11 protein-coding genes are annotated in these 13,662 nt (G+C 66.4%); all 11 read right to left on the bottom strand.

The annotated features are described in order from the left end of the window. Positions 1–11: 11 nt before the first annotated feature. Positions 12–1,883 carry a GAF domain-containing protein gene (locus ACWPOC_RS12745; protein ID WP_120282551.1) on the bottom strand — a complete coding sequence of 624 codons (1,872 nt, stop codon included), beginning with the start codon at positions 1,881–1,883 and terminating at the stop codon, positions 12–14. 81 nt (positions 1,884–1,964) lie between these two features. Next, complete coding sequence (locus tag ACWPOC_RS12740; RefSeq protein ID WP_455408772.1) at positions 1,965–3,209, bottom strand: bifunctional 3,4-dihydroxy-2-butanone-4-phosphate synthase/GTP cyclohydrolase II; 1,245 nt, start codon at positions 3,207–3,209, stop codon at positions 1,965–1,967. 5 nt (positions 3,210–3,214) lie between these two features. Further along, the gene (locus tag ACWPOC_RS12735) at positions 3,215–3,709 is read right to left on the bottom strand and encodes a flavin reductase family protein (RefSeq protein WP_455408771.1); all 495 of its coding nucleotides are present in this window, start codon (positions 3,707–3,709) and stop codon (positions 3,215–3,217) included. A 64-nt stretch (positions 3,710–3,773) separates the two neighbouring features. Then, positions 3,774–4,871, bottom strand: a complete 1,098-nt coding sequence (locus tag ACWPOC_RS12730; RefSeq protein ID WP_120282554.1) for an LLM class flavin-dependent oxidoreductase — start codon at positions 4,869–4,871, stop codon at positions 3,774–3,776. Between the two features lie 54 nt (positions 4,872–4,925). After that, positions 4,926–5,351, bottom strand: a complete 426-nt coding sequence (locus ACWPOC_RS12725; protein WP_120282555.1) for a nuclear transport factor 2 family protein — start codon at positions 5,349–5,351, stop codon at positions 4,926–4,928. Between the two features lie 145 nt (positions 5,352–5,496). Next, positions 5,497–6,222, bottom strand: a complete 726-nt coding sequence (locus ACWPOC_RS12720) for an SDR family NAD(P)-dependent oxidoreductase (protein WP_120282556.1) — start codon at positions 6,220–6,222, stop codon at positions 5,497–5,499. Beyond that, on the bottom strand, positions 6,219–8,192 hold the full coding sequence (locus tag ACWPOC_RS12715; protein ID WP_159418362.1) for an LLM class flavin-dependent oxidoreductase: 1,974 nt from the start codon (positions 8,190–8,192) through the stop codon (positions 6,219–6,221). The genes ACWPOC_RS12720 and ACWPOC_RS12715 overlap by 4 nt, the downstream gene beginning before the upstream one ends. A gap of 74 nt (positions 8,193–8,266) precedes the next feature. Continuing rightward, complete coding sequence (locus ACWPOC_RS12710; RefSeq protein WP_455408770.1) at positions 8,267–9,904, bottom strand: long-chain-fatty-acid--CoA ligase; 1,638 nt, start codon at positions 9,902–9,904, stop codon at positions 8,267–8,269. Beyond that, complete coding sequence (locus ACWPOC_RS12705; protein ID WP_159418360.1) at positions 9,901–10,941, bottom strand: LLM class flavin-dependent oxidoreductase; 1,041 nt, start codon at positions 10,939–10,941, stop codon at positions 9,901–9,903. Before ACWPOC_RS12705 ends, ACWPOC_RS12710 begins: the two co-directional genes overlap by 4 nt. Before the next feature lie 119 nt (positions 10,942–11,060). Further along, complete coding sequence (locus ACWPOC_RS12700) at positions 11,061–11,813, bottom strand: SDR family NAD(P)-dependent oxidoreductase (protein WP_455408769.1); 753 nt, start codon at positions 11,811–11,813, stop codon at positions 11,061–11,063. A gap of 205 nt (positions 11,814–12,018) precedes the next feature. After that, the gene (locus ACWPOC_RS12695) at positions 12,019–13,608 is read right to left on the bottom strand and encodes an acyl-CoA synthetase (RefSeq protein WP_455408768.1); all 1,590 of its coding nucleotides are present in this window, start codon (positions 13,606–13,608) and stop codon (positions 12,019–12,021) included. Positions 13,609–13,662: the final 54 nt, after the last annotated feature.

Raw genomic sequence — 13,662 nt, 5'->3', positions numbered from 1 at the left:
ATCTGCGCTGGTCAGCGGGCCGCGAAGTCGAGGATCTGGAAGGCCAGGCGCGCAGCGAGCAGTACGTCCAGACTCGTCGGGTCCAGGCCGGTGAGTTCCTTGATCTTGCCCATGCGGTACCGGACCGTGTTCTCGTGGACCTCGAGCGCCAGCGCGGCGCCCTGCACCCTTCCCTCCGCGGCGACGAACGCCCGCCACGTCTCGAGCAGCACACCGTCGTCGGCACCGCGCACGGCGTGGACGTACTCGTGGGCGAAGCGCACTGCGTCCTTGACGCGTCCGGAACTGACGACGACGCGGAAGAGCCCGAGTTCGGTGACGTCGAGGACACCGTCGGACCAGTCGAACGATCGCGCGATGTCGGCAACCTCTTTCATCTCGCGGGCCGCCTGCGGGAAGCCGGTGACCTCGCGGCACACGCCGGAGATGACCGTGGCGCCGGTGGCGAGCTCGGGTTGCAGTGACTCCCGCACCCGCCCGACCCGGTCGCGGAGGGTCTGCATCTCCTCCGCCGACCCGCCGTCGGGGAGCGGGACGAGCACGATCACGTGGCCGGGCAGTTTCACCGCGGCGGGTTCGTCGATGCCGAAGACCTCCCGGAACCGGCGGGTGACGAGCCGTTGCGCCGCGGAGGCGGTGGTACGCGGGTCAGCGGACAGCTCGAAACGTACCAGCACGTGCGGGTGGGTGAGGTCGATGCCGAACTGGGGGCCCCGGCGCAGCAGATGCTCCTTGTCGCGGGTGTTGCGCAGCAGGTCGGACAGATAGTCGTCTCGCGCTTGACCCTGGGTTTCGATCTGGCGTCGTTCGGACAGGATCTGCAGTGACAGCACCGTCGCGCCGTGCTCGGCCAGATGGCTGTCCACCGTCTCGAGGGAACGCCCGACCTCGACGATGCCGAGATAGCCGTTCGGCCGCCCTTCGATGATCAGCCGGCACATCAGGTGCCGTCGTCCGAGTCCCACCGACAGAGTCGGTGGGACGATCGCGGAGGGACGTTCCGGGCTGAGACCCGCCAGTTCCGCCTCGACCGACGGCATCCTCCGCACCTGCTGGGAGATAACGGGCGGGCGGTCGAGACCGAGCGTTGCGGGAGACGCCCAGGCCAGGACCCGGAAGTCCTCGTCGTAGAGCACTACGGGTTTGGCGGACAAGCTCGACAGCAGCGTCACCACGCTGTGGATGTCGGCGCCTTCGAGGACGGCGTTGGTGAGTTTGCGGTGCACGTCCGCGAGATAGGCAAGCGTGTTGCGGCTGCGGGCGATCTCCGAGGCCTGGCTGCGCAGCCGGACGTTGAGCATCGCCTGACTGATGAACAGCGCGCTGAGCTGCGCGAACATCTCCGCGATCTCGACGTCCTCTTGGGTGTAGACGTGATCGCGGTCCTTGTCGTCGACGAAGAGCAGGCCGATGACCTCGCCGTCGAACACCAGCGGCACACCCAGCATCGCCCGCACCCGCCAGTGCTCCATGGTGCGGCGGTGCGGGCGCGGATCGTTGGCGACGTCGTCGATGAGGACAGGGCGCGCGGTCTCGATGACTTCCCGGCTGAACCGGTCGCCCGCGATACCGGACTCCTGGCGTTTGACGGCCTCGGTGATGTCACCCTGGTCGGAACAGTGGCCGGCGGCGCCTCGGAACCGGCCGTCCGGGCGTTTGAGGTAGAGCGACGACCGGGAGACTCCGATGACGTTGCACAGCTTCACACACACCGAGCGCAGGAGGTGTTCGAGGTCGGCGTCCCCGATGGCCTCCCCGGTTATCTCGGCGAAGGCGGTGATGACGTCGCGTTCTCGCGGCGGGTCGGCGGAGGCGGGTGGCACAGTGCCGACGGCGTCGGGCCGCGTGGTGCTCTCGGTGCCCGCGCTCGGCAGCAGTGTCATATCGTTCCCTCTCCTCCCAGGATGTGGCGGCCGTTACTCCACATCGTTGAATTGTGGAATATCACAATCTACCGGATCCCGTCACGTGGCCATCGCGTCGGGCAGGCCGTGATCGAGTACGTGGCCCATGCGGTCCCGCTTCGTCCGCAGATACCGCACGTTGTGGGCGGTCGCGACGGTGGGAAGTGCGACCCGACCGACGATGTCAATCGAATAACCTTCGAGTCCACCGAGTTTCGTTGGGTTGTTCGTAATCAGACGCATCCGGCGAACCCCTAGGTCGGCGAGGATGCGGGCGCCGACGCCGTAGCTTCGTGAATCGTCGGGCAGGCCGAGCGCGCGGTTGGCGTCCACGGTGTCGAGACCTTGTTCCTGCAGTGAGTACGCACGGATCTTGTGGGCGAGACCGATACCGCGACCCTCGTGGCCGCGAAGGTACACGAGCACCCCGCATCCTTCGCGAGCGATCTCGGCGAGGGCCTGTTCGAGTTGAGCGCCGCAGTCGCAGCGCAACGAACCGAGGATGTCGCCGGTGAGACACTCGCTGTGCACGCGGACCAGCACGCCTTCGTGGCTGCGTCCGGCAGCGGTGACATCACCCATCACCAACGCCAGGTGTTCGGTGCCGTCGAGAACCGACCGGAACGCCACCGCCCGGAACTGCCCGAACTCGGTGGGCATCGTCGCTTCGGCGACCAGTTCGACGAAAGGTTCGGTCGCGGCGCGGTACCGCACCAGATCCGCGATGTGCAGCATCGGTAGATCGTGGACGCGCGCGAACTCGACGAGGTCGTCTCCCCGGCGCATCGAACCGTCCTCGGCGACGATCTCGCCGATCACGCCGACATCACCGGCGCCGGCGAGACGCAGCAGATCGACGGTCGCCTCGGTGTGTCCGGCCCGGGCGAGGACCCCACCCTCGCGGGCGCGCAGCGGGAAGATGTGACCCGGTCGGCGCAGGTCCGGGGACTCGGTGGTGTCGGCGGCGAGCGCCCGCACGGTCGCCGCTCGGTCCTCGGCGCTGACCCCGGTACCGGTCGAGACGTGATCGACGGTGATGGTGAACGCCGTGCCGTGCGCATCGGTGTTGCGTTCGACCATCAGAGGCAGCTCGAGCACATCGGCACGATGGGCCGTCATGGGCGCGCACACGATGCCGGTGGTGTGGCGGACGACGAATGCCATCTGTTCGGCGGTCATCGTGGCCGCCGCGGCGACCAGATCGCCTTCGTTCTCACGATCGTCGTCGTCCACGACGACGACCATGCCGCCGGCGGCGAGGGTCTCGACGGCGAGCTCGACCTGCTGTGCGGGTGTGTGAGGCATGGCGACTACTCCTGTCCTGCGCTGTATGTTCCGAAGGCGCGCCGGTGGTAGGTGAGCGGCGGGTTGTCCGTACAGTCGGCGTCCTCGACGTGTCCGAGGACCACTACGTGGTCACCGCCGTCGACGAGATCCGCCACGGTGCAGGCCACCCAGCCGGGGACGCCTTGGATTCGAGGCACGTCGGACGACAGCGACCAGTCGATGCCGGCGAACTTGTCGGTGCCCTTGCGGGCGAAGGCCAGGGCCAGGGCGTCCTGACCGTGACCGAGGATGTTGATGCCGAAGCGGCGCTGCTTGCGGACCACCGTCAACAGATCCGAGGCACGATCGAGTGCGACGAGCACCATCGGAGGAGCCATCGACAACGACGCGAAGGCACTGACGGTGGTGCCGTGCGGTCGATCACCGTCGAGTGCGGTCACCACCGTGACCGGGGTGCAGACGCCGGCCATCACGTCGCGGAACGCGGTGGTGAAGTCCTGGGTGGCAGGGGAGTTCATGTCGTCCTCCGAGGGGAATCGAACGGGCGGTGCCCGAGGTTTCGGGCACCGCCCGGGTCAGGGGTCAGGCGTTGGCCGGAACCGGTGCCTTCATCTTGTGCAGCTCGGGAACGACCTTTTCGCCGTACAGCTTCAGAGCTTTCTCGGCCTGCTCGATGGGAAGGCCACCGAATGCGAACGCGGCGTTGGCGAAGAAGTCGCCGATCTTCTCGTGCCGGGCCGCGTACTTCTCGACGATCTGCTCCGGCGTGCCGTAGACGTTGGCCTCCACGTAGGCGTCGGCGGCGGCCTCCATGCCGGCTTCGCGGATCATGTCCGCCCCCACCTGGTACGTCTCGTAGCCCTTCGTGTTCCGCCAGTGCTCACCGGCGAAGTCGTAGTGCTTGATAACCGAAAGGAAGTAGCGGGCGACGTGCTCGTAGGCGAGCCGGCGGGCCTCCTCGGCGTCCTCGTGGCAGATGACGAAGTCCTGGATGACGGGCGGCAGCGGTTCGGTGCCCCAGCGCTCCCGGTACAGGTCGCGCCAGCGATTGATCGTCTCGGCGTGCTTTTCGAACTCGAACTGCATGAAGGTCATCATGCGGACGCCGAGGTCGGCGATGACGGGCACAGAATCGGGCGACATCGCCGCACCGAACAGACGGTCGCGACCCCACTCGTATGTCGGGTTCGGGGCGGGCCGGATCTCCACACGTGACTGGGGGTAGAACTCGCCTTCCGGGTTGTCGACGACACCGGTGCGTAGGCCCTCGATGGTGATCTTCGCGCCTTCGATGAACCGTCCGCGGGCCTCGTCCATGGGGATCCCGAAGGCGTCGTACTCCATCTTCGCCAGGCCACGGCCCATGCCGTAGAGGGCGCGACCACCGGACATCATGTCGAGCATCGTCATCTTCTCGACGACGCGCACCGGGTTGTTCCACGGCAGGATCACGGCGCCGGTGCCGAGCTTGACCGTCGAGGTGCGCGCGGCGAGGTACGACATGATCTGCATGTTGTCCGGGCACATCGAGTAGTCGTCGAAGTGGTGCTCGGCGGACCAGACGGCGTCGAAGCCGTACTTCTCCGCGTCGACGCCCATGTCGAGCTCGCGAGTGAAGACTTCCTGGTCGCTGACGTTCTCGTGGTAGTTCTGGAAGACCAGCAGCATTCCGACGTCCATGGACGTATCTCCTTGTGTAGGTGAAAGAACGGGATGGGAATGGAGAGGTGTGGGTCAGGGTGCGAGGAAGACGGCCCGGGTGTGTTCGGTGTCGAGGAACTCCTTCACCGACCGGATCAGTCCGTCTCGGACTTCGAAGACGAAGTGGTAGAGGTTGTTGTAGACGCGGCCGTTGTTCATCTCCGAATACGACTCGGTCTCCACCGCGACGCGGTCGCCCTCGGCGGTCCATGCGAGCGGAGTCAGCGCGATCGCGCCGGTCTTCGTGTTCGCCGACAGCCCCGAGAGCATCGCGCGGAATTCTTCCTTGGTCTTGGTGCCGGAGATGCCTTCGATGGTGCCGGCAACCCACCAGGTCGCGTCGGGGGAGAGATAGCCGAGGATCGCTTCGACGTTGCCGGTGGAGAAGACCTCCATGAATTCGGCGATGAGCTTCTTGTTGGCCGCTTCGAGGCTTCCGGCACTCGCGACGTTGTCCATCTGAGCTCCTTGAAGAGAGGAATTGGACGAATCCTGCAGCGGGGGAACGAGTTTCTGTGCTGCTGGGGTCGAGAGTAATCGGATTTCTGTGGTGTGGGTCACGCGAGTTCTCCGGTCGTTGTAGGTCGCTACAACGACCGGAACCTCAACTACGCGAGCTGAACGAGCTCATCAGCCCGCCATCGGTGGCCACAATGCTGCCCGTCATGTAGGGCGCATCCGCGACACCCACGACGACCTGCGCAATCTCCTCGGGCCGGCCGGTACGGCCCATGGGAATGGCAGCGACGACCTTCTCGCGGGCACGCCCTGTGAGCGCCGAGGTCATGTCGGTATCCACGAAACCCGGGATGACCAGATTCACCCGGATGTCGCGCGGAGCGAGTTCGACGGCCAGCACCTGGGTCAACCCGCTCAGCCCGGCCTTGGCCGCACCGTAGGCTACATCCCCGGGAAAACCCCGGAAACCCACCACCGCACCGACATTGATCAGTGCGGCGCCGGCGTCGAGTCGCGGCACCACCGTACGCGCGAGTTCGAACGCCCCTGTCAGGTTGGTCGCGATCACCTCGTCCCAGTGCTGCCGGGACAGATCGCCGATCCGTCCGCCGCGGTGCACGCCCGCGGCGTTGACCACGACGTCGAGCGAACCGAACCGGTCGAACACCTCGGCCACCCCACTGCCGACCGAGGCCGAATCGCCGATATCGGTATGGATTTCGACCACCCGATCGGGATGGGTCCACTGCTCGGTGGCCGGTTTGCGAGCGAACACCGCGACGCGGTCCCCGCGAGCGGTGGCAGCCTCGACGACGGCGCGGCCGATGCCGCGCGAACCACCGGTGACCAGCCAATTCTTCGAGTCGCTCATCGGTTCAGGAATCCCGTCAACTCGGCGAGGTAGCGGTCGCGCTCCTCGAGGAAGGGCGCGTGCCCGCTGGACGTGAATTCCACGACCTCGGCTCGCGGGTTGAGCGCAGGTACGGCTTCGGCCGCGGAGAACGGAACGAAGTTGTCGGCCCGGCCGTGCAGCAACAGGATGGGCACCTCGAGGGAGGCGATCTCCTTGCGCAGATCGATCGTGGCCAGATCCCGCAGCGAGTCGTCCCCGCGGGGGCCCATGGCCATGAACATGTCCCAGATCGAATCGAGCACGGCCTCGCCCGGATTCTCGGCGCACACCGCCGCAGCAACGCCGCGGAAGGTCTCGGCGCGGTTGGCGGCAGCCGACGCCAGGACGCCTTCGACATCGGCGACGCTGCCGCCGTGCGGCCAGTCGTCGGTGGCGGTGTAGCGGGGAGAGGCGCCACCGGTCAGGACCAGCGCAGACGCCCGTTCGCCGAGCTGGGCGACCGCCGCGGTGGCAACCGCCCCGCCGAGCGACCATCCGTTGATCACCGGCCGGTCGAGATCGAGATGATCGACCAGGCGCACGATGTCCGACGCCAGCGCCTCGATGGAGACGTCGTCGAAGTCCTTGTCCGAGCGTCCGCAGCAACGCAGGTCGACGGTTACGACCTCGTTGCCGTTGGCGCGCAGGGCCGGCAGGGTCGTGTCCCAGGCCCGAGTGGTGGCACCCCAGCCGTGGATCAGGACGATCGGCCGTCCGTCACCGCGGTGATGTTCGAAGTAGATGCTGCGGTCGTTCTCGACGGGCAGAAATCCCATGGTGTCCTCCTGTGCGAGTGGGGAAGTGGGGTAGGTATGGATTTCGGGTACGGATGTCGCAGTGTGCGAGTCGGATTCGCGCAGCGCGCGGGGGACGACGGGTTCGCGTCCGCGGAAATGCGGGATGACGTGTTCGGCGAACAGTTCCAGCGAGCGCATGACCTTTTCGTGTTCGAGTCCGCCGAAGCGCATCCAGCAGATGAGGTGCTGCAGACCGGTCTCGTCGTGCAGGGTCTCGATCTGGCGGATCAATCCGTCGGGCTCGCCGACGTAGACCACGCCGCCTTCGCGCAGGCCGTCGACGGTCATGCCCCCGGCCTCCTCGCTGGCGGTGACGAGCTGGGCGTAGCGTTCGTAGGTGGCCGGCACGTCCGGTCCCTGCGGCACCGCGGTGAGCGCAGCGTCGAAATACCAGGTCAGGGCGTCGTGTGCGTTCTCGACCGCCGCGTCCTCGGTGTCGGCGAGGTGAATCTGCCAGTTCATGGGGAAGTCGAGGTCGAGGATGTCGCGACCCAGATCGCGCAGCCGCCGTTTGGCGTCGACGACGAAGGTGTTGAGCTCGGGCATCGTCATGAGCGTGGGCGTGACGAGCATGTTGTAACCCTGGTCGGCAGCCAGATCCAGGGTTTCGGGACTGATGGACGCGATATAGATCGGCGGAGTGGGTTGCTGGACGGGCGCAGGCCGGCAGTCGATATCGACGAGGTCGAAGTGCTTACCGTGATGGGAGAACGGTGCTCCGACCGGCTTGCTCCACAGGCCTCGCACGATCTCCAGGGCTTCGACGAACCGCTCGCGGCTCTCGCTCTGCAGATGTCCCACGCCCATGTTGTGGAACTCCTGCGGCTGGTAACCACGACCGACCCCGAAGTCGAGGCGGCCGCCGGACAGGACGTCGACCATCGCGTAGTCCTCGGCGATGCGGACCGGCCAGTCGAAGGTCAGGTTGCTCACGGCGATGCCGATGCGCATCCGCTCGGTGCGAGCTGCGATGGCCGCCGCCGCGACCTGTGGCGACGGCATCGAGCCGTAATCGGTTCCGTGATGCTCGGCCAGCCACACCTCGTCGAAACCAAGCTTCTCGGCGTAGGCGATCTGGTCGAGCATCTCGCGGTAGGCCCGCGCGAAGTCGTGGTCGGGGCATTCGAGGACGTAGAAGATCCCGAACTTCACGGTGTTCCTCCTCGGGACGACGGATGCCCCCGGATCGGTGGGCCGGTGGACCCGACGCTAGAGCGAGGGCGGCCTCACCCGGGCGAACCTGCGGTCGAGCTGTTGTGGGTATCCACAAACAACCGGTCTCGGACGGTGCTGCGCAGGCGTTTCTTGTCGAGTTTGCCGACGCTGGTGCGGGGCAGGTCGTCGACCACGACGATGCGCTCGGGCAGCCACCACCGCGGCACGATCGCGGCGAGCGCGTCGGCTACGGCATCCGGAGCGAGCATGGTTCCCTCGGTGGGGCACACGAAAGCCAAGGGACGTTCCTGCCAGCGTTCGTGCGGCACCGCGATCACCGCGGCTTCGGCCACGCCTGCGATGGTGGTCAGTGCCTGTTCGAGGGCGAGCGAGCTGATCCACTCACCGCCGCTCTTGATCAGGTCCTTCGCCCGATCGACGATGGTCAGATAGCCTTCGGGATCGATCGTGGCGATGTCGCCGGTGCGCAGCCAGCCGTCGACGAACGCCTCCGGGTGCTCGTCGCGGAAGTATTTTTCGGCCACCCACGGTCCCCGCATGAGCAGTTCGCCGCGGTCGATGCCGTTGTGGGGAACTACAGTGCCCTCGTCGTCGACGAGCTTCCACCGCAGTCCCGGGAGCAGCCGTCCCTGCCTGCGGATGTAGGAATATCGCAGTTGCGGGTCGTCGTCGGCGGTTCGTGGCGGTCGGGCGAAGGTACCCATCGGCGAGAGCTCGGTCATGCCCCAGCCCTGATAGGCGCGCACATCGAGGTCTTCCTCGATGCTGCGCACCAGCTCCGGGGTCGGGGTCGACCCACCGAGGACGAGTGCGCGCAGGCACGTCAGATCGATGCCCGAGGACACCGCGTGTCGCACGAGGTCTACGGCGACCGTCGGCACCATGCCGGTGTAGGTGACCTGTTGCTCGGCGAGGATGGTGGCGATGTCGGGCACAACCGGATGCTCGCCGGGAAGCACCTGGTTCGCGCCGGTCATCAGGGCGGCGAAGGGGATACCCCATGCGTTGGCGTGGAACATCGGCACCACGTGGCAGACTGTGTCACGTTCGCTGATCGCGTGGCCGTCGGCAAGGCAGGCCGTGAAGGTGTGCAGGTACAGGCCCCGATGCGAATACCCGACGCCCTTCGGTGATCCTGTGGTGCCCGAGGTGTAACACAGTGCGGCAAGGTCGTTCTCGTCCCGTGGCACCGGCTCGGAGAGTGGGTCGGCGGCTGCGGCGAGCGCGTCCAGGTTCGGCAGGCCATTGCCGTCCCCGTCGGTGGTGAACACGGGCATGTGGGGACGTTGCGCGCGCGTCGCGTCGAGCAGGGGAAGCAGGGAGGAGTCGACGAAGACGACGCGGTCGTCGGCGTGGTCGACGATGTAGGCGATCTCGTCGGATTCGAGCCGCAGATTGACGGTGTGGAGAACAGCGCCGGCCAACGGAACCGCCATGTACAGCTCGAGATGACGGTAGTGGTTCCACGCGAGGGTGGCGACCCGATCACCGGGACGCACGCCGAGGTCCACGAGCGCCGCTGCGAGCCGCAGCACGCGGTCGGCGTACTCGCCGTAGGTATATTCGAAGACCTTCGCGCCGCCCTGGTATTGGGTGATGGTCTTCGCGGAGAACAGATCTCGCGCCCGGTAGAGGAAATCGGTGATCACGAGGGGAGTGGTGGAGCCGGTGGTCGGCGCCGGGGTCATGCGGATACCTCCTGTCGGGCGGCGGCGACCGCCGCGCGTACCTGTGGGATCACCTTGGAGGTGAGCAGTTCGATACGTGCCGAGCCGCTGTCGACGGATTCGCCCGGCAGTTGCGCCCAGAAATGAACGTCCTTGATCTGCGGGCGTGCCACGAGCATCGTGGTCAGTTCGGAGACCGCGATGTCGGCGTCCCACAGGGTGAACGAGCCCGCGTCGAGCAGGTCCTGGGGAGTCGTGAAAGTCGGGACGGCGTCCGGCGGACCGAACGCGCCCATCTCGATGTACCCGTTGATCTGGTACAGCGCGTGCTCGCCGATGCGTGCCCATTCGCGTTCGGGATCGTCGGCGATCACCGCCCATTGGCCGGCATAGATCCGGCCGTCCTCGCGTGAACGACCGACACGATCGAGGGCGTCCAGATACATCTCATGGTGGGCGTTCTGGGTGCTGAGATAACCGTCGGCAATCCGAGCGGCCCGTTCGATCGCCGGTTCGGCCATTGCTCCGACGAGCAGTTGCGGGGTGGATTCGGGTCGCGGGGTGACGGGCAGGGCGGGGAAGTCGTAGCGCTTGCCATGGAATTCGCCGCACTCACCCGACCAGGCGCGACGGATGAGATCGAGACCCTCCTCGAGCAGACTCGGGCGGTTGCGCAAGTTCTGCCCGAAGGCGGCGAATTCCGGCTTCCAGTAGCCCTGCCCGACCCCCAGATCGAAGCGACCCGCGGTGAGCAGCGAGAGGGTCGCGGCGTCCTCCGCGAGGCGGATGGGATTGTGTAGCGGCGAGACGATGAGATTCGTGCCGATGCGCAGCGAACGGGTGCGTGCTCCGATTGCTGCGGCGAGCACGAACGGCGACGGGGTGTAGCCGTCGGCCATGAAGTGGTGCTCCGTCAACCAGACCGATTCGATGCCCCGGGCCTCGGCCCAGGTGATTTGTTCGAGGGTCTGGGCATAGAAGTCGGTGAACGTCCGCGGCCACCGTTCCGGGTTGCGGAAGTCGTACCACAGGCCGAACGTGCAGTTCTCATCGTTCACGGCGCATCTCCTCGAGCTTCGTCGGCGGGCTTCGGGTATGTCGTGGATCACACGATGCCTTGCCGGGGCTGCACGGTGAAGCGCTCCGTGCCGCCGCCTTTGTGGGCGGATCCAAAGGATCAGAAGTTGCCCTTCGCCGCCCATCCGCCGTCGACGGGGTAGATCTCGCCGGTGAGGAAACTGCCCTCACGCATGAGATACGCGACCATCGATGCGATCTCCGTGGGTTCGCCGAGACGTCGCACGATATGGGCGTTTGCGTTGGCCTGCCGCATCTCGTCGGTGATGTCGGCGAGAATCGGGGTGTCGATCGTGCCCGGGCAGATCGCGTTGATGAGGATGTTCTTCTCGCCGTACTCGAAGGCCGCCTGCTTGGTCAGCGAGACCACCCCGCCCTTCGCGGCGGAATAGGACGCCAGGTTCGGCAGTCCGCGGAGCGCGGCCATGGACGCGATGTTCACGATCCGTCCGCCGCCGCGTTCGATCATGTGGGGAATTACGGCCTGCATGCCGAGCCACACGCCCTTGAGATCGGTGCCGACGACGTGGTCCCACGCCTCTTCGGTGAGTCCGACGACGCTGTCCTCGCTGAGCATGTTGACCACGCCCGCGACGTTGGCGAGCAGGTCGACGCGGCCGTGGCGCTCGACGACCTCGCGGACGACGTTCGCCCAGTTGTCCTTGAGCCGCACGTCGAGATGGTGGGCTTCGGCCTTACCGCCGAGTTTCAGGATCGTGTCGACCGTGCGGGTCGAATCCTGGATGTCTGCTACGACGACGGTGGCGCCTTCGCCGGCGAGACGCTTGGCGGTGGCCTCACCGATACCCTGTGCGGCGCCCGTGACGATTGCGATCTTTCCGTTCAACGACATCGTTCTCTCGTTTCTGTCCGTGGAGTCGGGTGGAGGAACAGGATCGAGTCCTGTGCCGCCAGACGCTACGAACGCGAGGGTCCCGATGGTGAGAGAACTGTGACGACGATTGGAGAGCGGAACAACGAAAGTGCTCCGTGCAACGATTCGAGGTTGATGTTGTGTGCGATTTCCTCGCTGATTTCGCGAACAACATCGGTCTCGATCAGCCCTGGACGAGTCGGGTGCGGGTCGGGCCGTGGTCGTCCCAGTACTGCTCGCGGATGTGGCGTTTGTAGAGTTTGCCGTTCGGGTCGCGCGGCAGGTCTGGCACGAAGTCCACGCTGGTCGGGCACTTGTAGGTGGCGAGTTCGCGTCGGCAGTGGGTGAGCAGCTCGTCGGCGAGCGTGTCGGAGGCGGCATCGGGATCGACGAGTTGCACGACCGCCTTCACCGCCTCACCCATGTCCTCGTCGGGGACCCCGATGACGGCGACGTCGAGGACGGCGGGGTGCCCGATGAGCACGTTCTCGGCCTCCTGCGGGTAGATGTTGACCCCGCCCGAGATGATCATCAGAGCCTGGCGATCGGTGAGGTAGAGGTAACCGTCGTCGTCCAGATAACCCATGTCGCCGAGCGTGCGCCAACCGTTGGGGTGGGTGACACCGGCGGTCTTCTCCGGATCGTTGTGGTACTCGAACGGCCGACCGCCCGCGAAGTACACGACGCCGATCTCCCCGGGCGGTAGTTCCTCGCCGTCCTCGCCGACGATGTGGCATTCCTGCATGGGCCGGCCGACGGAGCCGGGATGCGCGAGCCATTCCGTCGCCGATATCTGGCTGGCGCCGACATCCTCGGTGCCCGAATAGTATTCGTGCACGATCGGACCCAACCACTCGATCATCCGGTGTTTCACCGAGACCGGGCACGGCGCCGCGCCGTGCGTGACCTCCAGCAGCGACGACAGGTCGTAGCGTGTTCGCTCGTCGTCGGAGAGTTTGAGCATGCGCACGAACATGGTCGGTACGAACTGCGCGTAGGTGACGCGGTGCCGTTCGATCAGTTCGAGGCAGTGCAGCGGATCGAACCGTTCCATCACCACGACGGTCGCGCCGAGGCGCTGCGCCGACATGCAGAACACCAGGGGAGAGCCGTGATACAGCGGGGCGGGGGACAGGTAGACGCTGCCCGGTCCGATGCCGCGCGCCGCGACGCCCTGTGCGATCAGCACCGGCGGCGCGGTGGGATCACCGAACGAGGTGCCGGGCAGGGGTTTGCGAACTCCCTTGGGGCGACCGGTGGTTCCTGACGAGTACAGCATCTCGCGACCCTCGACGGACTCGCCGAGCGGGAGCGGGTCGTGACCGGCGAGGATCGCGGCGTAATCGTCGAAACCGGGGAGAGTGCCGTCGGTGCACACCCGGATGTGGGCGGCCGACAGTTCGAGTCCGTCGACGACATCGGTCATCGACTCCGAGGTGATCAGTGCGGCCGCCCCGGCGTCGTCGAGGATGTACTGGACCTCCGACTGGCGCAGATGCCGGTTGATCGCGGTGTAGTACAGGCCCGAGCGCTGGGCGGCCCAGGCGACTTCGAGGAAGGCGCGGGAGTTCTCCATGAGGATGGCGATGTGGTCGCCGGGTGTCAGTCCTCGATCGCGCAGGTAGGTCGCGAGTCGCGCGGATCGGTCGTCGAGTTCCCGGTAGGTGACCACCTCGCCCCGTCCCATGACGATCGCCGGCACGTCGGGGGTGTGCCGAGCGTGCACGGCGGGGGTGAGTTCGAGCTGGGTCGGATCGGCGGCCGATGCCGTCATGGGGACCTCCGGACATTCACTCTGCGTTACAAGAAGATGATTCTCTTGTGTGAG

It is taken from the genome of Rhodococcus sp. 5G237 (assembly GCF_053764735.1).
This window is presented reverse-complemented; position numbering and strand designations above follow the sequence as displayed.

Coding starts and splice junctions, on each gene's coding strand:
- ACWPOC_RS12695 (WP_455408768.1), bottom strand. CDS start 13,608: ATGACGGCATCGGCCGCCGATCCGACCCAGCTCGAACTCACCCCCGCC.
- ACWPOC_RS12700 (WP_455408769.1), bottom strand. CDS start 11,813: ATGTCGTTGAACGGAAAGATCGCAATCGTCACGGGCGCCGCACAGGGT.
- ACWPOC_RS12740 (WP_455408772.1), bottom strand. CDS start 3,209: ATGCCTCACACACCCGCACAGCAGGTCGAGCTCGCCGTCGAGACCCTC.
- ACWPOC_RS12725 (WP_120282555.1), bottom strand. CDS start 5,351: ATGGACAACGTCGCGAGTGCCGGAAGCCTCGAAGCGGCCAACAAGAAG.
- ACWPOC_RS12730 (WP_120282554.1), bottom strand. CDS start 4,871: ATGGACGTCGGAATGCTGCTGGTCTTCCAGAACTACCACGAGAACGTC.
- ACWPOC_RS12745 (WP_120282551.1), bottom strand. CDS start 1,883: ATGACACTGCTGCCGAGCGCGGGCACCGAGAGCACCACGCGGCCCGAC.
- ACWPOC_RS12710 (WP_455408770.1), bottom strand. CDS start 9,904: ATGACCCCGGCGCCGACCACCGGCTCCACCACTCCCCTCGTGATCACC.
- ACWPOC_RS12735 (WP_455408771.1), bottom strand. CDS start 3,709: ATGAACTCCCCTGCCACCCAGGACTTCACCACCGCGTTCCGCGACGTG.
- ACWPOC_RS12720 (WP_120282556.1), bottom strand. CDS start 6,222: ATGAGCGACTCGAAGAATTGGCTGGTCACCGGTGGTTCGCGCGGCATC.